General features: G+C 34.5%; 21 protein-coding genes. 11 read left to right on the top strand and 10 right to left on the bottom strand.

The genetic code is table 11. The features are described 5' to 3' along the window. Positions 1-500: 500 nt before the first annotated feature. The 3 genes from FLAPXU55_RS01655 (at position 501) to FLAPXU55_RS01645 (ending at position 4,341) form a co-directional block, all read left to right on the top strand. Entirely contained in the window at positions 501-1,076 is a 576-nt protein-coding gene (locus FLAPXU55_RS01655; protein ID WP_180856274.1) for an OmpH family outer membrane protein, read from the top strand. Positions 1,077-1,182: 106 nt separating this feature from the next. Continuing rightward, positions 1,183-3,462, top strand: a complete 2,280-nt coding sequence (locus tag FLAPXU55_RS01650; RefSeq protein WP_180856272.1) for a helix-turn-helix domain-containing protein — start codon at positions 1,183-1,185, stop codon at positions 3,460-3,462. 120 nt (positions 3,463-3,582) lie between these two features. Then, a complete protein-coding gene (locus FLAPXU55_RS01645; protein WP_180856270.1) occupies positions 3,583-4,341 on the top strand; it encodes a hypothetical protein in 759 nt (252 codons plus the stop codon). A gap of 43 nt (positions 4,342-4,384) precedes the next feature. On the opposite strand, the gene FLAPXU55_RS01640 is transcribed toward FLAPXU55_RS01645, so the two are convergent. Both FLAPXU55_RS01640 and FLAPXU55_RS01635 read right to left on the bottom strand, forming a co-directional pair. Then, entirely contained in the window at positions 4,385-4,855 is a 471-nt protein-coding gene (locus FLAPXU55_RS01640; RefSeq protein ID WP_180856268.1) for a hypothetical protein, read from the bottom strand. A 123-nt stretch (positions 4,856-4,978) separates the two neighbouring features. Beyond that, on the bottom strand, positions 4,979-5,944 hold the full coding sequence (locus FLAPXU55_RS01635; protein WP_180856266.1) for an HU domain-containing protein: 966 nt from the start codon (positions 5,942-5,944) through the stop codon (positions 4,979-4,981). 238 nt (positions 5,945-6,182) lie between these two features. On the opposite strand from FLAPXU55_RS01635, the gene dprA reads away from it, so the two are divergent. Together dprA and FLAPXU55_RS01625 are read left to right on the top strand one after the other, a co-directional pair. Next, entirely contained in the window at positions 6,183-7,283 is a 1,101-nt protein-coding gene (gene dprA, locus FLAPXU55_RS01630; protein WP_180856264.1) for a DNA-processing protein DprA, read from the top strand. A gap of 154 nt (positions 7,284-7,437) precedes the next feature. Beyond that, a complete protein-coding gene (locus FLAPXU55_RS01625) occupies positions 7,438-8,298 on the top strand; it encodes a hypothetical protein (protein ID WP_180856263.1) in 861 nt (286 codons plus the stop codon). Positions 8,299-8,362: 64 nt separating this feature from the next. Here FLAPXU55_RS01625 and FLAPXU55_RS01620 read toward each other — a convergent pair whose 3' ends face one another. From FLAPXU55_RS01620 to FLAPXU55_RS01610, 3 genes are all read right to left on the bottom strand, one after another. Beyond that, complete coding sequence (locus tag FLAPXU55_RS01620) at positions 8,363-8,773, bottom strand: hypothetical protein (protein WP_180856261.1); 411 nt, start codon at positions 8,771-8,773, stop codon at positions 8,363-8,365. Positions 8,774-8,797: 24 nt separating this feature from the next. After that, complete coding sequence (trpS, locus tag FLAPXU55_RS01615; RefSeq protein WP_180856259.1) at positions 8,798-9,772, bottom strand: tryptophan--tRNA ligase; 975 nt, start codon at positions 9,770-9,772, stop codon at positions 8,798-8,800. Between the two features lie 166 nt (positions 9,773-9,938). Beyond that, entirely contained in the window at positions 9,939-10,316 is a 378-nt protein-coding gene (locus FLAPXU55_RS01610; protein ID WP_180856257.1) for a GxxExxY protein, read from the bottom strand. A gap of 292 nt (positions 10,317-10,608) precedes the next feature. Here FLAPXU55_RS01610 and FLAPXU55_RS01605 point away from each other — a divergent pair, with 292 nt between their 5' ends. Next, positions 10,609-11,364, top strand: coding sequence for a lysophospholipid acyltransferase family protein (locus FLAPXU55_RS01605; protein WP_180856255.1), 756 nt, complete (start codon positions 10,609-10,611; stop codon positions 11,362-11,364). Positions 11,365-11,924: 560 nt separating this feature from the next. On the opposite strand, the gene recA is transcribed toward FLAPXU55_RS01605, so the two are convergent. The 5 genes from recA to FLAPXU55_RS01580 all read right to left on the bottom strand — a co-directional run bounded on the left by recA (position 11,925) and on the right by FLAPXU55_RS01580 (position 16,205). Next, on the bottom strand, positions 11,925-12,932 hold the full coding sequence (gene recA, locus FLAPXU55_RS01600) for a recombinase RecA (RefSeq protein ID WP_053474356.1): 1,008 nt from the start codon (positions 12,930-12,932) through the stop codon (positions 11,925-11,927). 155 nt (positions 12,933-13,087) lie between these two features. After that, positions 13,088-13,597, bottom strand: a complete 510-nt coding sequence (locus FLAPXU55_RS01595; protein ID WP_073486072.1) for an acyl-CoA thioesterase — start codon at positions 13,595-13,597, stop codon at positions 13,088-13,090. Positions 13,598-13,625: 28 nt separating this feature from the next. Then, the gene (locus FLAPXU55_RS01590) at positions 13,626-14,597 is read right to left on the bottom strand and encodes a KilA-N domain-containing protein (RefSeq protein WP_082356489.1); all 972 of its coding nucleotides are present in this window, start codon (positions 14,595-14,597) and stop codon (positions 13,626-13,628) included. Between the two features lie 68 nt (positions 14,598-14,665). After that, the gene (locus FLAPXU55_RS01585) at positions 14,666-15,049 is read right to left on the bottom strand and encodes a DoxX family protein (RefSeq protein WP_180856253.1); all 384 of its coding nucleotides are present in this window, start codon (positions 15,047-15,049) and stop codon (positions 14,666-14,668) included. 7 nt (positions 15,050-15,056) lie between these two features. Then, complete coding sequence (locus FLAPXU55_RS01580; RefSeq protein ID WP_180856251.1) at positions 15,057-16,205, bottom strand: DNA polymerase III subunit; 1,149 nt, start codon at positions 16,203-16,205, stop codon at positions 15,057-15,059. Positions 16,206-16,639: 434 nt separating this feature from the next. Between FLAPXU55_RS01580 and FLAPXU55_RS01575 the strand changes: the two genes are divergently transcribed. The 5 genes from FLAPXU55_RS01575 (at position 16,640) to FLAPXU55_RS01555 (ending at position 25,044) form a co-directional block, all read left to right on the top strand. Beyond that, positions 16,640-17,092, top strand: a complete 453-nt coding sequence (locus FLAPXU55_RS01575; RefSeq protein WP_180856249.1) for a hypothetical protein — start codon at positions 16,640-16,642, stop codon at positions 17,090-17,092. Positions 17,093-17,304: 212 nt separating this feature from the next. Further along, the gene (locus tag FLAPXU55_RS01570) at positions 17,305-18,597 is read left to right on the top strand and encodes a hypothetical protein (RefSeq protein WP_180856248.1); all 1,293 of its coding nucleotides are present in this window, start codon (positions 17,305-17,307) and stop codon (positions 18,595-18,597) included. A gap of 101 nt (positions 18,598-18,698) precedes the next feature. Further along, positions 18,699-19,109 carry a hypothetical protein gene (locus tag FLAPXU55_RS01565; RefSeq protein WP_053474362.1) on the top strand — a complete coding sequence of 137 codons (411 nt, stop codon included), beginning with the start codon at positions 18,699-18,701 and terminating at the stop codon, positions 19,107-19,109. After that, complete coding sequence (gene sprC / locus FLAPXU55_RS01560; RefSeq protein ID WP_180856246.1) at positions 19,106-20,587, top strand: gliding motility protein SprC; 1,482 nt, start codon at positions 19,106-19,108, stop codon at positions 20,585-20,587. Before FLAPXU55_RS01565 ends, sprC begins: the two co-directional genes overlap by 4 nt. Then, on the top strand, positions 20,587-25,044 hold the full coding sequence (locus FLAPXU55_RS01555; protein WP_180856244.1) for a PorP/SprF family type IX secretion system membrane protein: 4,458 nt from the start codon (positions 20,587-20,589) through the stop codon (positions 25,042-25,044). The genes sprC and FLAPXU55_RS01555 overlap by 1 nt, the downstream gene beginning before the upstream one ends. Positions 25,045-25,107 lie beyond the last annotated feature (63 nt).

The raw sequence follows: 25,107 nt of genomic DNA, 5'->3' as shown, positions 1-25,107 counted from the left end.
TTGTTTTTTCCGATTTTTGATTTTTGAATTTCGTCGAACAAAACATTACGAAAATTTTGTTTTTTGCGCTTCCTGTTTTTTTATTTTTCAAAAATGAAAATTTTAAAAAACCTTCAAGAAAAATTTTCCAGTCAATTTTTCAAAAAAAGCAAAAATTTTAAAATGAACATTTTTTCACTCATTTTTCATCAAATTGAAAAACGGAAATTTCAAAAAAGTTTTAGACACAGATTAAGCACTTAAAAAGGGTAAAAACGTAAAATAAGCGTATTTAAAGCGTTTTCTTTGGTAAATTGAGACTTTGTGCTGTCTTTTTTGAGAAAATTGCTGTAGCAAAAGCTATGAAAGCCATTTTTAATAGTGATATTTTATAGTAGTATTTTAGTCCATAAATAAAACCAATATCATAAAATTATAGCATTTTTTAAACTTTATGTCGATGCTATTTATTTTTTTATATTTTTGTCTTCAATACAATAAAAAAATTAGAAATTTAAAAAATGAAAAAAGCATTAGTAATTACCGCACTTTCAATTTTGGTTGTTTCGTGTAATAAAGCGACAGAAGCTAAAGAAGTAAAAACAGCTTACGTGGATACTTCAGTTTTGATGAAAGAGTACACTGAGGCAAAAGACCTTGAAGCTAAATACAAAGCTCAGGCAGAAGAAAAAGGAAGACAACTGCAAGCTGAGATTACTCGTTTTAAACAAGACGCTGCTAATTTTCAAAGTCAGGCACAAGCAAATGGACAAGCTTGGGCACAACAAAGAGGGGCTGAATTGCAAAAAAGAGAGCAGCAATTGGGTTATGCTCAACAAGCTTTATCGCAGCAATTACAGCAAGAAAGTGGTGTTGAAATGGATTCTCTTGTAAGCGGAGTTAAAAAATTCATCAAAGATTACGGAAAGAAAAACGGATATTCTTATATCTACGGGACAGGTGATGCGGCTACAGTTTTATACGCTGAAGACAAGTACGATATCACTAAAGTTATTATTAAAGAGTTGAACGATAAGTACAAAGCATCTCCAAAAGCAGAAGATAAACCAGCTACAAAAGAAGAGGCTAAAAAATAATAAACTGCCAAACTAACTAAAACTAATGAAAAACCTAAATCCATATCGGATTTAGGTTTTTTTCTTTTATAAAAATGCGATATTTTTGACGATTAATACCTGCCTAATGCAAAACGTTTCAGAAGCTGCAGCTTACACCTTACAATTCATCAATCAAACGCAAAAATCGATATTTCTTACAGGCAAAGCCGGTACAGGAAAAACCACTTTATTGCGTGAAATCATTGCCACAACGCACAAAAATACAGTTGTAGTGGCACCAACAGGTATTGCGGCTCTTAATGCAGGCGGTGTAACAATTCATTCGATGTTTCAGCTGCCATTTTCGGCATTTTTACCCACTTATGAAGAGAGTTCTCAGTTTACAGAAACCGTAAAATTTGAGAATAAAGAATCACTTCGCCGACATTTCAAAATGAACAATGTCAAGCGAAATGTGATTCGGAATATGGAACTGCTGATTATCGATGAAGTCAGCATGCTTCGCGCTGATTTGCTGGACGCTATCGACTTTATGATGCAGACAGTACGAAGAAATACCAAAGCTTTTGGAGGCGTTCAGGTACTTTTTATTGGCGATTTATTGCAGCTTCCACCCGTAATTCGGGATGAAGAATGGCGAACTTTGCGTAATTATTACAAAGGAAAATTCTTTTTTCACTCGCATGTAATGCAGCATAATCCGCCGCTGTACATTGAATTATCTAAGATTTACCGCCAGAGCGATGACAAATTTATTTCGGTTTTAAACAATCTTCGAAATAACAAGATTACAAAAGAAGATGTTCAGATTTTAAACCAATATGTAAAACCAGATTTCGATCTAAAAATGAATCCCGGTTTTATAACTTTAACCACGCATAACGCAAAAGCAGATACAATCAACGAACAGGCAATCAATGATTTGCCTGGAAATGAATTTTCTTATCGGCCATTTGTAGTTCATGATTTTCCTGAGAAGATTTTTCCCGTAGAAGAAAATTTAAAACTAAAAGTAGGCGCTCAGGTTATGTTTGTCAAAAACGATTTGTCTTTTGATAAAAGATATTTCAACGGAAAAATGGGCGTTATCAAATCACTTTCACCAGAAGAAATCTTCGTTCATTTTCCGGAAGAAAACAAAACAATTGAAGTCGAAAAATACGAGTGGAAAAACATTCGCTACAAAGTAAACGAACTCACAAAAGAGATTGAAGAAGAAGTTTTAGGCACATTTGCGCATTATCCAATCAAATTGGCGTGGGCGATTACTGTGCACAAAAGTCAGGGATTAACTTTTGAAAAAGCTGCGCTCGATGTATCGCAAGTTTTTTTGCCCGGACAGGCCTATGTAGCACTTTCTCGTTTAACGTCCTTAAACGGGCTTATTTTGCTTTCTCCGATACAAATGAACGGGCTGTCTAACGATCAGGATGTGATGGATTATGCTTTAAACAAAGCAACCGAAGACGACTTGAAAAATTCGCTTCATTTTGAAACCAAAAACTTTATTCATAACTATTTGATTAACAGTTTCAACTGGACAGATTTAGCGCAGGAATGGCGAAATCATCGTTTTAGTTATAACGAAAATGCCGTAGCATCAGAAAAATCTAAACATTCTGCATGGGCACATAAACGTCTCGAAATTATCGACGGACTAACAGATCCTTCGCAGAAATTCGTGCAGCAGCTTAATAAAATTTTCAATAAAGAAACAGTCGATTTGTTATTTGTCAAGGAAAGAGTAGAGGCGGCTTATGATTACTTTTTTAAACCAATGGACAAACTGGTTACGGATCTTTTGAGTAAAATGGCTGAAATTCAGAAATTTAAAAAAGTAAAAGAGTTTTATGAAGAATTAGCTTTTTTGGATGATTTACAGACAAAAGCAGTTTTACGTTTAATGAAAGCCAAACTGCTTGTTGAAATAGTCGTTTCCCGTGAAACAATCAGCAAAGAAAGCCTGACTTCTCCCGCAATAAAAAAATACAAAACCGAAAAGATTTCGAGAACGAAAGAAGAGTTCAAAATGACGAATACTGACATGTTTCAGGTTGATGAGCCAGTTACTCGTTATTCGTATAAAAAAGCCGATAAAACGGAAGAAAAAGCCGAAAAAAAGACTACTGTTGAAGAGACGCACGAACTATGGCTGGCAAAAAACTCTGTTGAAGATATTGCCCGAATGAGAAAGCTGACCGTTCAAACGGTTGAATCGCATTTAATAAAATTAATTCAGGCCAAGAAAGTGGAGATCACGGATGTTCTTCCGTACGATAAAATCCTCGCGCTGCGTGAAGCATTTGAATTTTACGGAGAAGAATCTTTAAGTCCGCTGAAAGAAAAATACGGAGATGAATTTACTTGGGATGAACTTAAGATGTTCAAAGCTAGTATAAATTGATTTTAGATTTTAGATTTTTAGGGCGGAGTTTCAGATTAAATTTTGATTTTGTAACTTAGGGTTTAATAGACTGAAATTTTAAGTAATTTCTAAAAAAAACATTATGTAAAATAGAAAACCATGAAAAAGCTTATATGCATCGCATTAATTATTTTTTCCTTCACCAATGCCTCGGGTCAGGAGCTCAAAAAAGAATATCAAAAATTCATTCAAACTTTTATTGACAACGTAAAAGGGGATAAGAAAGAGGAAATTGCAAAAATGATTTTTTATCCGCTAAAAAGAGAAAATCCAATTCCCGCAATTAAAAATAAAACGGAATTTATAAAACGTTATTCGGAGATTTTTGATGCCGTTTTAAAAGAAGAAATAACATCGTCAAAACCCGATAAAAACTGGTCAGAAGTGGGATGGCGCGGCATTATGCTCAACAACGGGACGATCTGGATTGATACCGATGGAAAATTGACATCAATTAATTATCAGTCGAAATTTGAGAAAGACTTGAAAACAAAACTTGTTTCTTCTCAAAGGCAAAACGTTCATTCCAGTATAGCAAAGTTTAAAAGTCCGGTTTGTGTTTTAGAAACTTCAAAATTCAGAATTAGAATTGATGATTTAGGAAATAATAATTACCGTTATGCATCTTGGTCTGTAAAGCAGAAGATGAGTGAGAAACCAGATTTAATTATTCAAAATGGTAAATTTATTGCTGATGGTACGGGAGGAAACCACAGTTATGAATTTAAAAAAGGAAATTATGTTTATACTTGCGATATTATAGTTTTGGGAGAAAAAGGATCTCCGCCAGCAAGATTAGTAATTACACAAGATGGAAAAGAAATCCTTTCACAAAACGCCAAAATTGTTTCACGATAAACAAAAAACCCGATTCGAACAGAATCGGGTTTTTTGTTTTCAGTTATAGAGAGGAAATGGCTTTTTCAAGCTCTTTTTGCTGCGTTATTTGCGTTAATTTGAGTTTTTGAATACTAACCTCGTTTTCTTTGGTTTTTAGCCTCTGTTTTTGAATTTCTTCATCAGAGATCGAAGATGTTGTTATTTTGTTCTCAATTTTTTGATTGGCAAGCTCCAGTTTGTTGATCTTTTCTTTTGTTGATTTTAAATTATCTTCAGATTTAACCAATGCTTTTTTCTTTGATTCAACCTCTTTTCTTTGCTTTTCAATTTCCTTTTGCTGCTTTTGTAATTCCGAAATTTTATCGTCAAGTCTTTTGTGATTTTCAACAGAAGCTTTTCTGGCGTCGTTTTCAGCTTTTTGCAATTCCATTTCGTAAGCTTTTTGATCCTGAATTGTTTGCTGTGCCATAAAATATTGTGAGTTCATTATAAACAGCACAACTGCAAATGTTTTAAGAATTTTATTCATCATTTTTAAATTTTATTGGCGACGAAATTAAATGATGATTAATTTTAAGATTACCAGATAACTATTTAAAAATGATAAAATAAGCAAAAAAAATCCTATTCGGTAAGAATAGGATTTTTGAGGATTTTATAAGTTTTCGACCAGAATCCAGGCATCTGGATTTTCGCCTTTTTGAATTTCTTTCTGTGCTTTTTCAGCTTCTCCCATTGTGGCGTAACTTCCATATAAAACGGGGAATAAACCATGCTTGTTTTCGCCAAGCATTCTGGCGTTATAACCGTCTTTGATTAATTGGTTGTACGCTTTTTTTGCATTTGCTTCGCTTCTAAAAGCACCTGCCATGATATGATAAGGCATAAGTTTGACTTCTGCAGTTTCTACTTTTGCAGAATCAACAGCTAAAGTTACAGCAGGCAGCGGATTTTGAATCACGAATGTTGCTTCCTGTATTTTGTTCTGAACTTTTTTCTGAACATTACCTTCTACAACAAGCGTTTGTGCAGCAATTTGATTTTGGTACAAAGGATAACCAATAATTCCGGTAACGCCTAGACCAAGAACAAAAATAGCAGCATATCTTAAATAAGATCTTGACGATCTTACTTCTTCATCTTCATACAATTCGACAGTTTCTCTCTCTGAAATTTGCTCGATTTTCTTCTCGAAAATTTCTCTTTTCACCATTGGAGAAACGAATGGACTCAATCCGAAAGAAGTTGACAAATAGTTAATTTGATCGTTTGGTGAAAAAATGATATTGTTCTCAGAATTTAAACGAAGATCTCCAATATTTTTCAGGCTGATAACGCCATTTTCTTCAAGTGTCTGTCTCCATTTTTGAACCTCAAAAGCGATACCATTTACGGCAGTTCCGTAAGATATATTTTCTGCTTGGGCAACATGATTGGCCAGCAGTCCGTCATTATTTTTTAAGCGGCTGTTGAAAAAAACCGTTTTCTTCGGTGGAAAAAACGAATTAGTACTTTCATTCAGCTGTGCTGATTGAATTTCGGTTAAAAATGCCCCAAATCCGGGAACCGTTACACACTGATAACGATATAATAATTGCGCGATATAAGTTTCGATTTTCATAGCAACAAAGTTAAGTAATGAATATAGTTATCAAAATTTTATTCACAATTTTTATTAACAATTGCAAGATTTTTATATACAATTAATTATCAGTATTTTAATTAAAACTTTATTAGCATCGCTTATTTTGTTTCTGTATAAATTTTATTTTTTATTAAGAAATTACTTTGTTTTTAGCATATTTGCACTATTATTTGAGTACAGTTTTTATTTCTATTTTACATAATATTTTTTGCAAATGTCAGATCAGGATTTATTTTATTTATTAGCCTTAATGAAAGTGGATGGAGTGGGAGATATTATGGCAAAAAAATTATTAAATCATTGCGGAAATGCAGAAGCAATTTTTAAATCGAAAACCAATCAAATTGCTGCAATTGATGGAGTTGGTTCTGTTATGCTGAAAAACATAAAAGACAAAGCTATTTTTGAAAAGGCCAATCAGGAACTTGAATTTATCAGAAAAAATGATATCAAGATTTCTTTCTTTCAGGACGAAACATATCCGGATCGTTTAAAACATTGTATAGATTCTCCTGTTTTGATTTTTACCGGGGGAAATATAGATTTAAAAAACAAGAAGATTATTAGTATTGTCGGCACACGTCAAATTACATCTTACGGAACTGAATTTTGCAGAAAACTTATTGAAGATCTTGCACCGCTGGATCCTGTAATTGTAAGTGGTTTTGCTTACGGTGTTGATATCGTGGCACATCAATTTGCAATGGATTATAAATTGCAGACTATTGGGGTTTTAGCTCATGGATTAAATCAGGTTTATCCAAAAGCACACAAAAAGTACATGGCAAAAATGGAAGAAAATGGAGGTTTTATTACCGAATTTTGGAGTACTTCTAATCCGGATAAAGAGAATTTTGTCCGCCGAAATCGTATTGTTGCGGGAATTAGCGAAGCCACAATTGTCATTGAATCTTCAGATAAAGGCGGATCGCTTATTACTGCCAATTTAGCCAATGATTATAATCGCGATGTTTTTGCCGTTCCGGGAAGAGTAACAGACAGATACAGTCAAGGATGTAATGATTTAATTAAAACTCAAAAAGCGAATTTGCTGACAAGTGCAGCCGACTTGATTTATGTTCTTAATTGGGATATTGAAAAGAAACCAAAAGCCATTCAAAAACAGTTATTTATTGATCTGGAACCCGATGAACAAAAGATTTACGATTTCCTCTTAAAAAACGGGAAAGAATTGCTTGACACTATTGCGCTCGAATGTGATTTTCCTGTTTTCAAAATTTCCGGAATTCTTTTAAATATGGAACTTAAAGGCGTTATCAGGCCTTTGCCTGGGAAATTATTTGAAGCGATTTAATGTGTATTCTCACTAAAGATATTTCATATTTAAATTCCAGATTTCTTAAATATTAATTGAATTTAAAGGATATTTAATTATTTAACATTTATGCTAAAATAAATTAGGCAAAGTGTAATAAAAGTATATTTTTGCTCTACCAAAAACCTTAAAAATGAATATAATAGAACTAATTGAAAACGCTGGGATTTATAAAGAAAACCGAAGCGCTTTCAGCACTGAAGACTCTGAAAAAGTCAGGAAGCAATTTGAAATTGAGCGATCACAAAACCCAAATTTAGATCCAAATCTTGCAGATAATTTGATTACTGCATTTAACGAATTTCCAAAAGAGATTTTGTTTATTTCGAATAATCGGATTCTGTATAATTTCTTTGCCAGAAAAAATTACTCCCGAAACAGATTCATTACAGATTATTCTGTTTCTGTTAATGAAGAAAATATTAAATCATTTATAGACAGGTTTTTATCTAAAGATTTAGATTCATTTTTCGATCATAATATAGCACAGAATAAATTTGATATTATTGATGATCTTTTGAATGTTAAAGAATATCTGCCTCAAAATTCATTAGACAATCTGAGCCAAAAGGTAAGCACAAAACTTGGTTTTGTTGTAAATAAATTTGATGAAAATCCTTCTTTATCATCGGGTGCCGAAACAATTGAATTTATTAAATACAGAAGCTTTTATACCTTGCTTTCACATTTCAGATCTGCAGAAAATGACAAGAAAATCAGGGCAATTTACAGTAAAATGTCTGGTTCAATTGTTAGTGCAGGCGTACGAAATGAGTTTTTAGAACCAATGGTATCTTCAATGGTTAATTATAAACCAATAGATTACGAATTGAGTAATACAATACGATCTCACAAAGACCGAATCGACGCTGCAAAGGATAGAGAATATAGCAGCAGCAGTTCATCTGGAGGAATGTCTACTTGGTCCATAATTGTTATTATCATCGTTGTATTACGATTGATTTTATTATTGGCCAGATTGGGAAGAGCCTAAAGAAATTTACATAAAAAAGCCTGCTAAAATCAATTGGCAGGCTTTTTTATTTTTAGATTTTACTCTACTGTTTGTTTTCTCCATTATAATTCCAAAAGGCTTCTTCTACAGCACCTTCAAGAAGGCAGGAAGCAGCATATGAAATATCAATTAACCACTGATCAATTTGTTCTACTTGTTCTTTGGTAATCAAATTATTACCTTGCAGCATTCCTTGCGGATAAAGTGCCCACATTCTACCATAATGACAGATTCCCCAAACACAAGAGATTATTCTTTTATCTACAAAATCCTTTTCTAATTCTGGCCCAAGGACTTTTAAAGCCTGCATAATTAGATGATAATTTTCCTCGTGTAAAACTCTTCTAAACGGGCGTAATTGACCAAGAAAACCATTTTCCCAGCGTTCACTTTCTATGTTTTCATGGTGAGCGCTTTGGTACATTAGTTCTTCTATTGCTTCTTCCTTCGTCATAAATTAATGTCAAATAAGAAAAATTTAATTCTCAAATCCAAGAACATTTCGAACCTTTGCTAAAACACCATCAGCAATGACAGAAGCTTTTGCAGCGCCTTTTTTCAACAAGGCATCAACTTCTTCAAGGTTGTTTATATAATAATTATATTTTTCTCTTTCGGTTTTGAATTTCTCTGTAATCAGTTCAAAAAGAGCTTGTTTTGCATGCCCGTAACCGTAATTTCCACCAAGATAATTCCCTCTCATTTCGGCAATTTGAGTTTCATTTGCTAACAAAGCATATATTGCGAAAGCGTTGCAGGTATCAGGATTTTTTGGTTCTTCCAGCGGTGTGCTGTCCGTTTCAATGCTCATAATTTGTTTGCGTAACACTTTATCATCAAGGAAAATATTGATAATATTATTGGCAGATTTACTCATTTTTCCGCCATTTGTTCCGGGAATTAATTTGCCTTCTTCCTGAATTTTGGCTTCTGGAAGTACAAATGTTTCTCCCATTTGGTGATTAAATCTTGAAGCGACATCACGTGTAATTTCTAAATGCTGCTCTTGATCTTTTCCAACCGGAACAAACTCTGCATCATACAATAAAATATCGGCAGCCATTAACATCGGATAAGTGAAAAGTCCAGCATTTACATCTGCTAAACGATCAGATTTATCTTTGAAAGAATGTGCCAAAGTCAATCTTTGGTAAGGAAAAAAACAGCTTAAATACCAGGTCAATTCAGCAGTTTGAGTCACATCAGATTGTCTGTAGAAGGTAACTTTATCTGGATTTAAACCACAGGCAAGCCACGCCGCAGCAGTACTATACGTGTTTTCTCTTAATGTTTTACCATCTTTAATTTGTGTAATCGAGTGTAAATCAGCAATAAACAAAAATGATTCATTTGCTGGATTATTCGATAATTCAATTGCAGGGATAATAGCTCCCAATAGATTGCCTAAGTGTGGCGTTCCAGTACTCTGAACACCAGTAAGTATTTTTGCCATTCTCGTTTTTTCTTATTCTTTAACGACAAAGGTCGTGATGTTTTTTTTAACCGCAAAGTTTGGAAAGTTTGTTATGTGGTTTTTAACGCAAAGAGCGCAAAGGATTTTCGCAAAGGAAAGAAGTTTTTTTTAAGAATTGCTTTGCAATGAGTTCGCTAAGCTTTGTCTATAAGTTGTTTACGACCCTTCGGATTCCATTTTTTAAGAGTGTTTCATTAAAATTTATGAGTAAACCTAATTTGTAATTCCCAAGTCTTAAATAAGTTAATGTTTGTGCTAAGTGATTTACGCTGAGAGATTCTACGCTTTTTATTTCGATTATGAATTTGTTTTCGACAAGCAAATCAATTCGATATCCACAATCTAATTGAACTTCTTCAAAAGTTAAAGGCATTGATTTTTCCTTGTCGACTAGAAATCCACGTTGCGTAATTTTGTAAAACAAACATTCTTTATAGACATTCTCTAACAAACCAGGTCCGAGTTTTCTGTGAATTTCAATTGCAAGCCCAATTATAATATTTGAGATTTCATTTTCTGTCATAAATTTCATTTTAACTTTCGCAAAAATACATAAAATTTAATAATTAATTTCTTATAAATAATTAGTCGCCCAACGGAAAATAATTTAACCATTCAATCTACATTCAGCCTTTGCGAACTCATTGCAAAGCAACTCTTCAAAATATTTTAGCTTCATTCCTTTGCGAAAATCCTTTGCGCTCTTTGCGTTAAAAAACCGCACAGAAACTTTAAAATGCTTCCGAAAAGCCTTTGTGCGCTTTACAGTAAAAAAAATACGAAACATTCTCGTCTGTTTTCTTACATTTGAAACCATGAAAGGATTAAAGATTGTTTTTTGGATTATCTGGCGCATTTGGTTTTACGTTTTAATGGCGATTCCAATATTGATTATGCTGCCGTTTTTACTGATTTCTATTATCTCGGAGAGAGGATACCCTTATTTTTTTAAAATGGCCCGCATTTGGGCTAAATTCATCCTTTTCGGGATGGGTTTTTATTACAAAGTAAAACGCGAACAAAAGCTTATTAAAAACAAGAGTTATATGATCGTGGCAAATCATACTTCAATGACAGATATTATGTTAATGCTTGCCATTATAAAAAACCCGTTTGTTTTTGTTGGAAAGAAAGAACTTGTGAAGATTCCGCTATTTGGATTTTTCTACAAAAGAACCTGTATTTTGGTAGACAGAAATTCTTCAAAAAGCAAAAATGAAGTTTTTAAACGTGCACAAGACCGTTTAAATCAAGGTTTAAGTATTTGTATTTTCCCTGAAGGCGGAGTTCCAGACGATGAATCTATTTTACTGGATGAGTTTAAAGACGGCGCTTTTAGACTGGCAATTGAACATCAAATTCCTATTGTGCCCATTGTTTTTGCCGATAATAAACAACGTTTCTCGTATACTTTTTTAAGCGGAAGTCCCGGGAAAATGAGAGGGAAAATCCTCCCTTTTGTAGAAACAAGCGGTATAACACTGGATCACAGAAAAGAGTTAAGAGATCAGATAAGACAATTGATTTATAATGGTTTACTCGAATTTCAAAAGAAAGATTTAAAAAAGTAATTAAAATAACAAACCCGGCAGGATTTTACACTTGCCGGGTTTTCTTTCGAAATAAAAACCCCCGTTTATATTCAAAAAGCTTATCGATGAATTATTTTCTCAGAGATAAAACGCAATATTTTTTTAATTTTTAATTTGGTTTTTTTTCGTTTTCTACTCCTCAGCACTTCTCTTTTTTCTTTCATGGTTAAATATTTATGGCTTGATAATAAGGAGTTTGGGTAAACTCAAGTTAACGGCATAATATATTAGATCGCAAAAAAGTAAAAAGGTTGTATGAGCTGCTAAATTTTTTTTCAAAAAGCAGTAAAAACCCGTTAGAACCATGAGAGAAACTAACGGACTTTTAATGAATCAACCAACCAAATTTATTATAAAAAAATGTTGAACTGTGTATTTATGGCCAATACCAATTAAACATTATGTCTATTTGTATAGATGAAAGAGGTGCAAAAAGGTTGCGTCTTTTTTTTATTTTTTTTCAAATAAAAAACCCGAAAGGTTTTAAATCTTTCGGGTTTAGAGTGTAAAGTATTGATTTTTAAATACTTTTATAGGTTTTAAGCATCAGCTAATTCTTTGATGTGAGCTTTAATTTTAACTTCTAATTCATCAGCCAATTCTGGATTGTCTTTAATTAAAGCTTTTACAGCATCACGTCCCTGACCTAATTTAGTGTCTCCGTAGCTAAACCAAGATCCTGCTTTTTTAACGATTTCAAATTCAACCGCTAAGTCAAGAATTTCACCTGTTTTAGAAACACCTTCTCCGTACATAATGTCGAATTCGGCAGTTTTAAACGGCGGTGCCACTTTGTTTTTAACGATTTTAACTTTAGTTCTGTTACCAATCACGTTTTCACCGTCTTTAATTTGAGAAGAACGACGAATATCTAAACGTACAGAAGCGTAGAATTTTAATGCGTTACCACCGGTTGTTGTTTCAGGATTTCCGAACATAACACCAATTTTTTCACGCAGCTGGTTGATAAAGAAAACAGTACAATTTGTTTTGCTGATTGTTCCCGTTAATTTTCTTAAAGCCTGAGACATTAAACGCGCATGAAGACCCATTTTAGAATCTCCCATTTCACCTTCGATCTCACTTTTTGGAGTTAAAGCCGCAACAGAGTCAATTACAACAATGTCGATAGCTCCGGAACGAATCAGGTTTTCGGCAATTTCTAATGCCTGCTCACCATTATCTGGCTGAGAGATAATTAAGTTTTCGATATCAACGCCTAATTTTTCAGCATAATTTCTGTCAAAAGCGTGTTCCGCATCAATAAACGCTGCAATTCCGCCCGCTTTTTGAGCTTCGGCAATTGCATGCAATGTCAATGTGGTTTTACCAGATGATTCTGGTCCGTATATTTCAATAATTCTTCCTTTTGGATATCCATTTACTCCAAGAGCTAAATCAACGCCAAGAGAACCAGAAGAAATCGTTTCTACCTCTACAATGGCTCTGTCGCCCATTTTCATTACGGTTCCTTTTCCGTAGGTTTTGTCAAGTTTATCAAGCGTTAACTGCAGCGCTTTTAATTTGGCTTCTTTGTCTGAACTCATCTTTTCTTAAATATCTAAAATTGTTATTTTTTGCCTTTCAAAACCAAATAATGGAAATAACTTCCTGATTTTATTTGGCGAATTAGAATGTGTAAAAATACTTCTTTTTTTGAAGTTTGATTGCTTCAAATTGTTTCAAATTGTAACAATTTGTATTACAAAAATAAAGCCTTTAATTCTGTAGCGTCAGAAGGTTTTAATTTTCCTGCAAGTACTAAACTTAACTGTTTACGGCGTAAAGCAGCTTCAAAACGTTGTATTTCTAACTCTGTTTCAGGAACAATTGCCGGTACTTCAACAGGTCTTCCCGTATCGTCAACAGCGACAAAAGTATAAATAGCTTCGTTTGCTTTGGTTCTGTTTCCAGATTCGCGGTCTTCTACCCAAACGTCTATAAAAACTTCCATAGAACTTTTGAATGATCTTGAAACTTTTGCTTCTACAGTAACAACGCTTCCAAGGGAAATTGCTCTGTTAAAAGCAACGTGATTTACAGATGCTGTAACTACAATTCGGCGTGAATGTCTGCGCGCTGCAATACTTGCTGCACGATCCATTCGGGCTAATAATTCGCCGCCAAAAAGATTGTTTAAAGGATTTGTTTCACTCGGTAAAACTAAATCAGTTAATATTGTCAGCGATTCTGAAGGGTGTTTTGGATTCATTTTTTTGATAAAGTATATATGAAAGGATTTAATCTTTCTTTTTTTGATTTGATTCTTTGTCTTTTTTAAATTTTAAGAGATTTTCTTTGTTAATTTCAAGTATGGATTTTTTAGATTCGCCTTCTAACTCTTCACCTGTTTTATCTTTCGCCTGAAGATATGTAGTTTCGTCTTTTTTCCTAACAGATTTTATTATATCTACTTTTGAAAGTTGCTCTAAGTGTTCTTTAGCCATTTTTTGAAGTAGAGTAAATCTTATTTTTTTTTCAGTATTTAATTTTATCATTTCAGCATTCATTACTTCTAAGTTAGACATAACTAGAAGTTCATTTATGCTAGAAAAATCCCTCATGTTTTTTGTTTTTGATAAATCTGGATTTGCTTCTTTCCATTCTTTAGACGTATAACCATAAAGGGCAAGATTTAATATTTCTGCTTCATTTGCATACTCAATTCCTCTTTTATCTAGTGGAAGAGAACTTTTTGGGATTATAAATTTTTGAACAGCATCTGTATGTATTGAATAATTTGCTTTACTCAAAATTCTTCTTACATCCCACTCTAAGTTATATTGATTTGTTTCAATTTCTTTTAATCTTTGGTACTCTGTAACAATGTACAATTGAAAAACAGGGCTTATCCACATTCCAAAGTTAAAGGCAATATCTTTGTGAGCATAAGTACCACCATATCTGCCTGTTGTTGCAGTGATGCCTATTGCATTTGTTTTTTCACACCATTCCTTAACGCTTACTTTAAAAGTATTTAATCCAGCACCTTCTTTAATTATGGCGAATTCGCCATAATTAAAATTTGGATTGTTTAAACTTTCCCAAGCAGCTAAATATTCTAAAGTATTTCTATTTCTTAACCAGTCACTTATAAAAAAATCACCATCATTAGCTTTTATCATATCAGTTAAACAGATATAATCGCTTTTGTTAATATTTAGCATAGATATTTCGTGATCCTGTACTATTAATTTTATGTGTTTTGACATATTAGTGTTTTTAGAAATATTGATTTTAAAATGCTTTAGTACTTTAGAAACAAATAGGTTTCTATAAATTAATTCATCCAGTTCACTAACATAACGGCAGGAATTAAATAAATAACAATGGTTCTTGCGCCATCGTAATCTTTGGCTAATCGTTGTCCGAAAAGCATCATTAACAAACAGATACATGAAAAAATTCCGGCATAAAAACCATAGTCACGACCGCTGTTTGTTAGTAATTGAATCGCGCCCACAACACTTAAAATTCCGGAAATTAATTCTAAAATTAACAAGTGTAAAAGAGCAAGCGGCACCTGATTTTTTAATGGCGTTTTGGCAAAATGTTCTTTAAGCCAGGCAACATTATCTTTCCAGTAAAAAATTTTTTCATAGCCGGATTGTAAAAATGTTAAGGCTAAAAATGCTAATATTAAAATAGAGGCAACATTGTTCATTTGAGGACTATTTTTTATGAATTAAACGAGTCAGTTTTATAGATAAATCAGTTAAGATTATTTTCGCATTTCCGTTTCTTTCAATGTGATACATCGCATCAGAAAGCTCTTTGAAAATTTCGTGAATATTATTTCCGTTTACAAAAGGCGCAAAATTTTCAAGTTTAAACTTGTCGACTTTTGGCTCAATGTAAACTAAACTTGGCGTTTGATAATTCAGTAATAAAGCTTGTCTGAACATTTCGATACAAAACTGAATAAATTTTTTCTGGCTTTCGCGGCCAAGTCCTGCAATTTCTTCGCTCCAGGAAATTAAATCCTGAATCGCTGCGGCATTTCCTTTTGCCCTAAAAGCAGCACGAACCCAGTTTACAAACCATTGCTCAAAAGGATATTCAGAGTCATCTTCTTTCAATAAATGCAGTGCTTTATTAAAATTTCCCTGTGCTTGATGGGCAATTTTTTTGGCTAAATTTGGATCTATATTTTCTTTGGAAACCAATGCTTCGGCAATTACTTTTTCGGGAAGTCCGTTAAAGTGAATCACCTGACAGCGAGAACGTATGGTTTGAATAATGTCTTCTTCGTTTTCAGAAATCAGAATAAAAATTGTTTTATCTGAAGGTTCTTCGAGCAGTTTCAAAAGTTTATTTGAAGCTGCAATATTCATCTTATCTGCCATCCAGATAATCATGATTTTATAACCGCCTTCGTAGGATTTCAGCGCAAGCGATTTTAAAACTTCCTGAGCATCCTCGACCCTGATTTCGCCTTGCTTGTTTTGAACACCAAGGAGTTTATACCAGTCAAATAATCCGCCGTAAGGCATTTCCTGAATAAAGTTTCGCCAGTCCTGAATAAAGTCTAAACTTTTGGGTTTTGTTTTGACATCTTCTGTCGTAACAGTTGGGTAAATAAAATGCAGATCGGGATGCGAAATATTTTGAAATTTCAAATTACACGAATCATTTCCGTTTTCGTTTTCATTTCCCGTATTACTGCACAAAATGTATTGTGCATAAGCAATTGCTGTAGATAATGTACCGCTTCCTTCAGGCCCAATAAATAATTGTGCATGAGGAATTCGCCCGGAAGATGCACTTTTTATCAAGTGACTTTTGATGTAATCCTGACCTAAAATTTGAGAAAATTGCATGAAGCAAAGATAGCAGAAAATGATGTAGTCAAAAATTTTAGATTAAAGATTATTGTGCGGGATTTCATTAATGAGAATATGATTGTTTTTTGCTAAATTTTTTGTTCTGTTGCTGCTAAGTTTTGTTAATAAATTACTTCACGCGAGCAGATATCAAGACTTTTTTGTTAATATTTTTTTGTTCAAAACGATAAACGTATGCTTTTTTTGGCTATTTATAGTAAAATTTTATTCCAATTTTATAGATAATCTCTTACGTTTCCTGTTTTAACAAATTTAACAAAAAGCCCGTTAAAACGCACATTTTCTCGACATAGAGCGGGGTTTTAAGGTTTTTTTAAGCTTTTTTTTTGAAAAAAGAATTCAATAAAGTTGCAATTTAAGTTAATTTCTATATTTTTGTTTGCATCAACAACCAATATAAATAAGAATTTATGAAAGGGAAAATTATTTTATTTAGTGCATTTTTTATCATGACTACTGCAGCTGTTTCTGCACAGGCAAAAAACGCTCCAAGAAGTATTATTAGTACAACAGCTCTTATTCGTAAATACCATGATCAAAAAGAATTGAGTGGTATGCAAAAAGGAGAACTTTTGGAATTGTATATTGAGCGAATTAAAGTATTAGTAAAAACTCTCCCTTACATTGCGTTGGTTACAAAACCGGGTGTTACTATGGCAGACTTAGGTATTCCAGACGATAGTGAACACAAAAAAGTTTTGGATGCTCAGGCACTTGGAACAACAACTTTCTTAGATACTACAGTTGAGTTTCAAAGAAAAATGATGCCTTACTCAGATAAAGGAAACCTTATCGCGGCAATTTTATTTTACGAAAACACATTAAAATCTTTACACGAGTTCAACGAATTGAACGAAATGTAAAATTTAAAAAAATATTTTAAAACCTTTTTTGGAATGTTTACGTAGATGGATTTAGTTTCTGCGTTATTTTGAAAAAGTAAAACAAAACAACTCGTTCTCGATTTACTCTGAATAATACTTAGAAAAACCGAGAACAGTTTTTTTCATTTACGCATACCCAAATTATTTAAAGCATACCCAAATTTATTATTAACCTAATACACACCTTTATCATGAAAAAAATTACTCAAATGATCTGCGTTCTTTTGACAGTTACGAGTATGAGTGCTCAACAAGAGAAAGGAATTATGGGCTACACTAACTGGTTAAATAACTGGACTGAATTTAAGCCTAACAAAGTAGAGTATGGAGAAGCAAATCAAATTTTAGCAGGAAACATTTCTGTTAATACTAAATTGCTTAAAAGGAATATCTATGTTTTGCAAGGTAACGTTTACGTTACAAACAATGCGGTTTTAACAATCGAACCTGGAACTTTAATTATTGGTGATTTCGAAACAAAAGGAACATTGGTAGTTACAAAAGGTGCACAACTTGTTGCTGATGGTTTAGAAACTGATCCAATCGTATTTACATCTAACCGCAGCCAGAAAAAAGCTGGAGACTGGGGTGGAGTTGTAATTCTTGGTGACGCTCCAATCAACAAATTCGGTAACGTAGGATCTTACAATATGGATCTTGATCCAACTTTAACTACTTATGGTGGTGACAATGTTGCTTCAAACTCTGGAATTTTAAGATATGTTAGAATCGAATTTGCAGGTAAAAAAGTGAAAGGGGTTGATACTTTCAACGGTTTAACTATTGCAGGTGTTGGTAACAAAACAATTATGGAAAACGTTATGGTTAGCTACTCTGGAGGAGATTCATTTGCTTTCTTCGGTGGAGACGTTAACGCTACAAAATTTGTTTCTTATAAATCAATCAACGACGATTACAAATTTACACAAGGTGTACAATGTCGTTTATATAACTCTTTAGCAGTTAGATCTTCTTACTTATCTAGTAACAAAGACGGATCTCGTTGTATGGAGGTAAAATCATTCGAAAAGAAAAGCGAAACAGATTTTACTAAAAAAACTACTTTAGTTGTTGCGACTAACATTACAATGCTTAATGACAGTGAAAACATCAATGCTGACATTCAATCAGGTTTAGTAAAAGAGGCTGTTTACGTAGCCGAAACTGCTTCTCTTGAAATGAAAAGAAGTGTGATCTCTGGATTTAACCCTGCAGTGTTATTAGACAGCAAAACTGAAATCAATGATGCCAACCTTAAAAAAATCAAATTTGAGGAAATGTATTTCAACTTATGTAAAGGAAACATCTTTACTGAATACAACTCAAATAACGAAGATTTAGAGAGCTGGTATGGAAACAGTGTGTTCTTTAATGTTTACTCTCAAAGTGATAACAAAGAAACATTTATTGATATCTTCAACCCTAAAAAGCCAGACTTTAGATTACAATTAGGAAAAATTACAGCTTCAAGCGGCAATAGATAAATAGATTTCGATTTTTATTTCAAAGCGTAAATTTTATTAATAAAGTCCCCAGACACAATTTATGTATCGTCTTAAAAGGACCAAATAAAGATCAAAACATAATGGCTCTATCTACAAAAAAGTATTTATATATATTCTTTTTGGTTTCTCCTATTTCGTTAAGTCTGTATGCACAAAGTTCAGCAATAGAAAAGCCTACGGTTTCTGCTGTTTCTGACTGCAAATTAGCTTCAATTGAGATAAATCAAAATAACGAATCAGCTGATAAATCTATCAGCAAATTAGATAATTCTAATCAGTTAATAGTAGGGCTGTCCACCCCCAAGGACAGCCTTACTATGCCGGCTGATTTGAAAGATCAATCTTCAGATTGTGAAGAAAACTCATTGATTGGTTCTACTTCAATTCTTGCAAAAGATATTATTGAGAACTACAAATATGATTTTTCTGAAACATTCATTGATATCTTGTTTTTTGAGCGTATAGACTTAGCAAGAACACGTACTATATGATTCAAAAAACTACTTTATCTTTTTTTAAAGTTTTCATTTTATTTAGTATAATTCTGTTTACTAAATCGCATACCTATGCTCAAACACCAGCAATAGTTGGACAGCAGCTTCCTTTTGACAGAATTTGTGCCGGCTTAGAAGTAAATGGAACGCCATTTAATGAATACTTCGCAACATTCAGCTATTTAAACTTTCCGGCAGGGACTACTTTTGAAGTAGAACTTTCAGATGATTTAGGAAGTTTCACAACTCCTACTGCTACAACAAAAATTTCGTTTGTAGATGATCCTGTGGCGCAGCAGCAAACGATTAAGTTTGCTATTCCTACGGATTTAAAAGGATCAAATACATACAGCCTTCGTATTAAAAGTAATACGGCCACGCCCGTTTACAGCCAGAGGGTTAAGAATTTCCAGAACCAGACTTCGTTTCCGGCTTATTACAGAATCTTTGCAGAGAAATTTTTTATCAATAATAACGAAGCCAATGCAACTATTTGTTCAGGCGGAAATTTAAGTCTTTCTGTTGACAATCCAACTCCAGCAGACACACCATCATCTCCTGCCAATTATCCAAATTTAAAGTATAAATGGTACAAAGATGACGTATTAATAGCAGGACAAAGCGGTACAACGTTAGTAGCAAATAGTCCAGGTGTTTATTATGCTCAAATCGATTACGGCGGTTGTGATGATGATAACTTTAGTTCTAATCGTGTTACAGTAGTATCTTCTGGCGGAGGATCTGCAGTAACAGTTGATTCAAGCTTAGGAAACCCTTTCTGTTCAAACGGTTCAGGAACTATTTTAACAGCAACATCAGGTAACAGTTATGTTTGGAAAAAAGATGGTGTTGTAATCGCGCAAACATCTCGCAGTATTACTACAAGTGAATCTGGTCTTTATTCTGTTGAGGTTGATTTTGGCGGTTGTAAAGCTACAGGAAGCATCGATTTAAAAAGCAATAGTTTCACGGCCAGCATAGATGTTCCGGAAACTTATGAGCTTCAAGAAGGAGAAACATTAAACGTATCTGTAACGACAGATGCAGGGACTCCAAAATTCGAATGGTTTTTAAATAATATACCAATAAATGGTGCTAACGGTGCAAGTTATCTGGTAGCCGTAAGAGGTTTATATAAAGTTAAAATATCACAGGAATCAGGTTGTATAGCTTCAAGAGAATTTACATTTAGAGTTACATCAGCAACAGATGCTGTTACTAGTGTAATTCCAAATATTGTTAAACTGAGCGGTGCTTATCCTTACTGGAATATTCCAGATGCGTATAAAACGCCGTCGACGAAGCTAATAATTTTAAGTTCAAATGGAGAGGTAATGTATGATGATGTCGGCAGCAATTACGATCCAGAACTTAACTCTTTTATAAAAGATTTTAAAAATGTAAATCCAGTTTATTACTATGTCATTCAATCAGACACAGGTGAAAAAAAAGGATCAATAACTGTGATTAAATAATGAAGAAAATTTTACTATTCATAACTTTATTTTACGGTTTTTCTAATGTACTCTATTCTCAGGACAAAGTTGAGAATGGAGTTGTTTCGTTTTCATTACCTATCAGAAATTCATTAAAGTTTAATAGATATTTAATAAACCCTGCATTTAGCTTTGTTCGCGAATCAAACGCTTATGCAAGCTTTTACAACAAAAGACAATGGGTGCAGTTTGACAATGCACCGCAAACTTATTTAGCTAATTATTCTGGCCGATTTAGAGAAAATGAAGCCTTTGCTATTGGTTTGTTTCAACAAAATTATGGTTTAATGACCGTGTTTGGCGGAGTTGTTAATTTCGCTCACAATATCGTTTTGCAGGAAGACAGTAACCTTACTTTTGGTTTAAACGTAGGCGCTTACCAAAGCGGTTTAGACAAAGGAAAAATTATATCTGATGATCCGGATATTTTAAATGGAGACTATCCTTCAAACACAATGCTTACTGTAAATCCAGGGATTAATTATGGAACCGCTTTTCTTGATTTCGGATTATCGGTAAACAACTTAATTCTTTACAATTTTGGTTCTGGCGTTGTAAAAGAAGATCCGGAAAGAGCAATTGAATTACACGCAATGTATACAGGTTACATTGACAGTTATGGTTTTTTTGAGCAAAGTAAATTCTCAGGAATCGTAAAAACAGAAATTAAAAAAGATAAAACAGTTCTTTCAGGACTTGCCATGCTTTCGTTGAAACAAGGAGTTTGGGCACAGGCAGGTTACAATACATTATATGGAGTTTCTGCAGGTTTAGGGGTTAACATTTCACCTAGCATTGCAATCGAATATAACTACGAAAGAGGAATGGGCAATTTTACAAATATGGGAGGTTCTCATGAATTTGCTATTGCTTATAAATTCAAAAACAGAAATTACTATTACGGAGATGATGAAGAAGGATCATTAATAGACCCTTCGAGAACGACATCTAAACCAGTAATTGCTAAACCAAAAACAAATGCAGCTCCTGTAACAAGAGTAGATGGAGCTGAGAAAGCAAGATTAGCTGCTGAAGCAAAAGCAAAAGCTGATGCCGAAGCAAAACAAGCAAGACTTGCTGCTGCAGAAAAAGTTAAGGCTGATGCCGATGCTGCAGCAAAAGCAAAATTAGACGCAGACAATAAAGCTAAAGCAGATGCAGAAGCTCTTAAGATAAAATTAGCCGCCGATGCTAAAGCTAAGGCAGATGCCGCAGCTGCAGCAAGAGCGCAGACAGCAACAGCAAACAGAGCCGTTGCAGCAGAACAAAAAACAGCCGCACAATTAGCTGCAGATAAAGCAAGAGCTGATGCTGAGGCAAGAAGAATAAAATTAGCTGCCGATAATAAAGCAAGAGTTGATGCTGCCGCTGCTGCGAGAGCACAAGCACAAGCAAACAAACCATCTGCAACAGCTGCACAAAAAACAGCCGCACAATTAGCTGCAGATAAATCGAAAGCAGATGCTGAAGCATTAAAAATTAAGCTTGCAGCCGATGCTAAAGCTAAGGCAGATGCAGAAGCAAAAGCGAAACAAACAGCTGCTGCAGCGCCAACAACGCCAGCTCCGGCTCCGCAAAAAACACAAGCGCAATTAACTGCTGAAAAAGCAAAAGCCGACGCAGAAGCACTTAAAATAAAACTAGCTGCAGATGCGAAAGCGAAAGCAGATGCTGCAGAAGCAAAACGTAAAGCAGATGCTAAGGCAAAAGCTGAAGAAGCAGATTTACAATCAATCCTGGCTGCAGATGCTAAAGCAAAAGCTGACTCAGATGCACTTCAGGCAAGATTAGCTGCAGAAGCAAAAGCAAAAGCCGCTGCTGAAGCAAAAACAAAAGCTTCGATTGATGCTGCAAACAGAGCAAAAGCAGCCGCTGACGCAAAAGCAAAAGCCGCAGAAGGAGCTGCTCTAAAAGAAAAATTAGCAGCTGATGCAAAAGCAAAAGCGGATGCAGAAGCCAGACAAGCAATTATAGCTGCAGAAGCAAAAGCAAAAGCGGATGCAGAAGCATTAAAAATAAAATTAGCAGCCGATGCAAAAGCAAAAGCTGACGCAGAAGCTCAGGCTAAATTAGATGCGGAAGCAAAAGCGAAAGCTGATGCAGAAGCACTTCAGGCAAAATTAGCAGCGGATGCAAAAGCAAAAGCCGACGCTGAGGCTCAGGCAAAACTTGATGCAGAAGCAAAAGCTAAAGCAGATGCAGAAGCATTACAAGCAAAATTAGTAGCTGATGCAAAAGCTAAAGCCGACGCTGAAGCATTAAAAGCTAAACTAGCTGCAGACGCAAAAGCTAAGGCAGATGCAGAAGCATTACAAGCAAAACAAGCGGCAGATGCTAAAGCGAAAGCAGATGAAGAAGCACGTCAGGCTAAATTAGCAGCAGACGCAAAAGCTAAGGCTGACGCAGAAGCATTACAAGCTAAGTTAGCAGCAGATGCAAAAGCAAAAGCGGATGCAGAAGCAGAAAAAACAAGATTAGCTGCAGAAGCGAAAGCAAAAGCAGATATGGAAGCTTTACAAGCTAAATTAATTGCCGATGCAAGAGTTAAGGCCGATGCGGAAGCAACTGCAAAAGCAAAAGCGGAAGCAGAAGAAAAACAATTAAGAGAAGCTGAAGAAGCACGTCAGGCTAAATTGGCTGCAGACGCAAAAGCAAAAGCTGATGCAGAAGCATTACAGGCGAAACTAGCAGCAGATGCAAAAGCTAAGGCAGATGCAGAAGCACTACAAGCTAAATTGGCTGCAGATGCAAAAGCAAAAGCTGACGCAGAAGCATTACAAGCGAAATTAGCAGCAGACGCAAAAGCGAAAGCAGATGCAGAAGCATTACAAGCTAAATTAGCAGCGGATGCAAAAGCAAAAGCAGATGCAGAAGCATTACAAGCTAAATTAGCAGCAGAAGCAAAAGCTAAGGCAGATGCAGAAGCATTACAAGCTAAATTAGCAGCAGATGCAAAAGCTAAAGCAGATGCAGAAGCATTACAAGCTAAATTAGCAGCAGACGCAAAAGCAAAAGCCGACGCAGAAGCATTACAAGCTAAATTAGCAGCAGAGGCAAAAGCAAAAGCAGATGCAGAAGCATTACAAGCTAACTTAGCAGCAGATGCAAAAGCTAAAGCAGATGCAGAAGCACTTCAAGCTAAGTTAGCAGCCGATGCAAAAGCTAAGGCAGATGCAGAAGCATTACAAGCTAAATTAGCTGCAGATGCAAAAGCTAAGGCAGATGCAGAAGCATTACAAGCTAAATTAGCAGCAGATGCAAAAGCTAATGCAGATGCAGAAGCATTACAAGCTAAATTTGCTGCAGATGCAAAAGCTAACGCAGATGCAGAAGCATTACAAGCTAAGTTAGCAGCGGATGCAAAAGCTAAGGCAGATGCAGAAGCATTACAAGCTAAACTTGCTGCAGATGCAAAAGCTAAGGCAGATGCAGAAGCTTCAGAAAAACAAAAAGCTGACGAAGAAACAAGAAAATTAAAAGAAGAAGAAGAACGTCAGGCAAGATTAGCAGCGGAGAAAGCAAAAGCTGATGCAGAAGCAGCAGCAGCCAGAGCAGCAGCGGCAGCAAAAGATGAAACAGCAAAAGCGATTGAAAGCTTAACTCAGTCAATTGAAAGTTCAGGTAAAACACAAAATGATTTATTAGATCAGTTTAAATCAACAGTAGCTAATAAACAAAAAGACTTGAATGATTTAAAAGAAGAGAATGATTTAAGTGAAAAAGGTATTTACAAAGAACCAAAACCTTTCAAAAGTGTAGCTGCAGAAAACAGTCAGATAGAAGCTTTAAAATCACAACTTGCAGATGCTAGTAAAGCACAGAAAGATGAGATTGCTAAGCTGACAAATTTATATAACGAAAGACTTAAAAAAGTTCCTAATAAAAATGATGCTTTAAACAAAGCTTATCTTGAGAAGATAAACGAATTGAAAGCAGCACAGTTAAAAATGGAACTTGAAGGTGCAGCATTACTTGCCGACTTAGAGCGTATTAAAGCTGAAACTGAAATTGAGAAAAAACGTAGAATTAAGCGTGCGGCATACGAAAATGATCAGGGAAGATATGCTCAGGATGTAGCTGCTCTTAAACGTATTAAAGAAACAACGAAAGTAAGCAGTACACCGCTCACGGCAGCTGATTTTGATTTTGGTGAAGATCAGTCAAACATGCAGATTATTAAGAATATTAAAAATTCTGAAAGTGGTTATTATATGATTCTTGCAGTACACAGCAGTGTTGAAAAACGAGATGAGTTCTTAACTAAAGCTGTAGCATCAGGGCTTTCAAATATTAATTTCTTTTACAATATAACAACAAGTAAATATTATATCTATTACGAGAAATTCGATGGTCTGCAAGAAGCAACTAAGGCATTAGAAGCTAAAGGTAAATCACCATACAACGGGAAAATGGCTATCGTAAAAGTCGAAAATTAATAATAGGATATAGACGGCGGCTTCTTCGAAAGAAGAAGGAAAGTAAAAACATAAATTTAAATT

Source organism: Flavobacterium panici, assembly GCF_903819335.1.
Classification (GTDB): domain Bacteria; phylum Bacteroidota; class Bacteroidia; order Flavobacteriales; family Flavobacteriaceae; genus Flavobacterium; species Flavobacterium panici.
Note: the sequence above shows the minus strand (reverse complement) of the source record. Positions and strands in the feature narration are given on the sequence as shown.

What these genes read in the sequence shown, in the direction of transcription:
- FLAPXU55_RS01655 (WP_180856274.1), top strand. Translation starts at nt 501, where the DNA reads ATGAAAAAAGCATTAGTAATTACCGCACTTTCAATTTTGGTTGTTTCG.
- FLAPXU55_RS01650 (WP_180856272.1), top strand. Translation starts at nt 1,183, where the DNA reads ATGCAAAACGTTTCAGAAGCTGCAGCTTACACCTTACAATTCATCAAT.
- FLAPXU55_RS01645 (WP_180856270.1), top strand. Translation starts at nt 3,583, where the DNA reads ATGAAAAAGCTTATATGCATCGCATTAATTATTTTTTCCTTCACCAAT.
- FLAPXU55_RS01640 (WP_180856268.1), bottom strand. Translation starts at nt 4,855, where the DNA reads ATGATGAATAAAATTCTTAAAACATTTGCAGTTGTGCTGTTTATAATG.
- FLAPXU55_RS01635 (WP_180856266.1), bottom strand. Translation starts at nt 5,944, where the DNA reads ATGAAAATCGAAACTTATATCGCGCAATTATTATATCGTTATCAGTGT.
- dprA (WP_180856264.1), top strand. Translation starts at nt 6,183, where the DNA reads ATGTCAGATCAGGATTTATTTTATTTATTAGCCTTAATGAAAGTGGAT.
- FLAPXU55_RS01625 (WP_180856263.1), top strand. Translation starts at nt 7,438, where the DNA reads ATGAATATAATAGAACTAATTGAAAACGCTGGGATTTATAAAGAAAAC.
- FLAPXU55_RS01620 (WP_180856261.1), bottom strand. Translation starts at nt 8,773, where the DNA reads ATGACGAAGGAAGAAGCAATAGAAGAACTAATGTACCAAAGCGCTCAC.
- trpS (WP_180856259.1), bottom strand. Translation starts at nt 9,772, where the DNA reads ATGGCAAAAATACTTACTGGTGTTCAGAGTACTGGAACGCCACACTTA.
- FLAPXU55_RS01610 (WP_180856257.1), bottom strand. Translation starts at nt 10,316, where the DNA reads ATGACAGAAAATGAAATCTCAAATATTATAATTGGGCTTGCAATTGAA.
- FLAPXU55_RS01605 (WP_180856255.1), top strand. Translation starts at nt 10,609, where the DNA reads ATGAAAGGATTAAAGATTGTTTTTTGGATTATCTGGCGCATTTGGTTT.
- recA (WP_053474356.1), bottom strand. Translation starts at nt 12,932, where the DNA reads ATGAGTTCAGACAAAGAAGCCAAATTAAAAGCGCTGCAGTTAACGCTT.
- FLAPXU55_RS01595 (WP_073486072.1), bottom strand. Translation starts at nt 13,597, where the DNA reads ATGAATCCAAAACACCCTTCAGAATCGCTGACAATATTAACTGATTTA.
- FLAPXU55_RS01590 (WP_082356489.1), bottom strand. Translation starts at nt 14,597, where the DNA reads ATGTCAAAACACATAAAATTAATAGTACAGGATCACGAAATATCTATG.
- FLAPXU55_RS01585 (WP_180856253.1), bottom strand. Translation starts at nt 15,049, where the DNA reads ATGAACAATGTTGCCTCTATTTTAATATTAGCATTTTTAGCCTTAACA.
- FLAPXU55_RS01580 (WP_180856251.1), bottom strand. Translation starts at nt 16,205, where the DNA reads ATGCAATTTTCTCAAATTTTAGGTCAGGATTACATCAAAAGTCACTTG.
- FLAPXU55_RS01575 (WP_180856249.1), top strand. Translation starts at nt 16,640, where the DNA reads ATGAAAGGGAAAATTATTTTATTTAGTGCATTTTTTATCATGACTACT.
- FLAPXU55_RS01570 (WP_180856248.1), top strand. Translation starts at nt 17,305, where the DNA reads ATGAAAAAAATTACTCAAATGATCTGCGTTCTTTTGACAGTTACGAGT.
- FLAPXU55_RS01565 (WP_053474362.1), top strand. Translation starts at nt 18,699, where the DNA reads ATGGCTCTATCTACAAAAAAGTATTTATATATATTCTTTTTGGTTTCT.
- sprC (WP_180856246.1), top strand. Translation starts at nt 19,106, where the DNA reads ATGATTCAAAAAACTACTTTATCTTTTTTTAAAGTTTTCATTTTATTT.
- FLAPXU55_RS01555 (WP_180856244.1), top strand. Translation starts at nt 20,587, where the DNA reads ATGAAGAAAATTTTACTATTCATAACTTTATTTTACGGTTTTTCTAAT.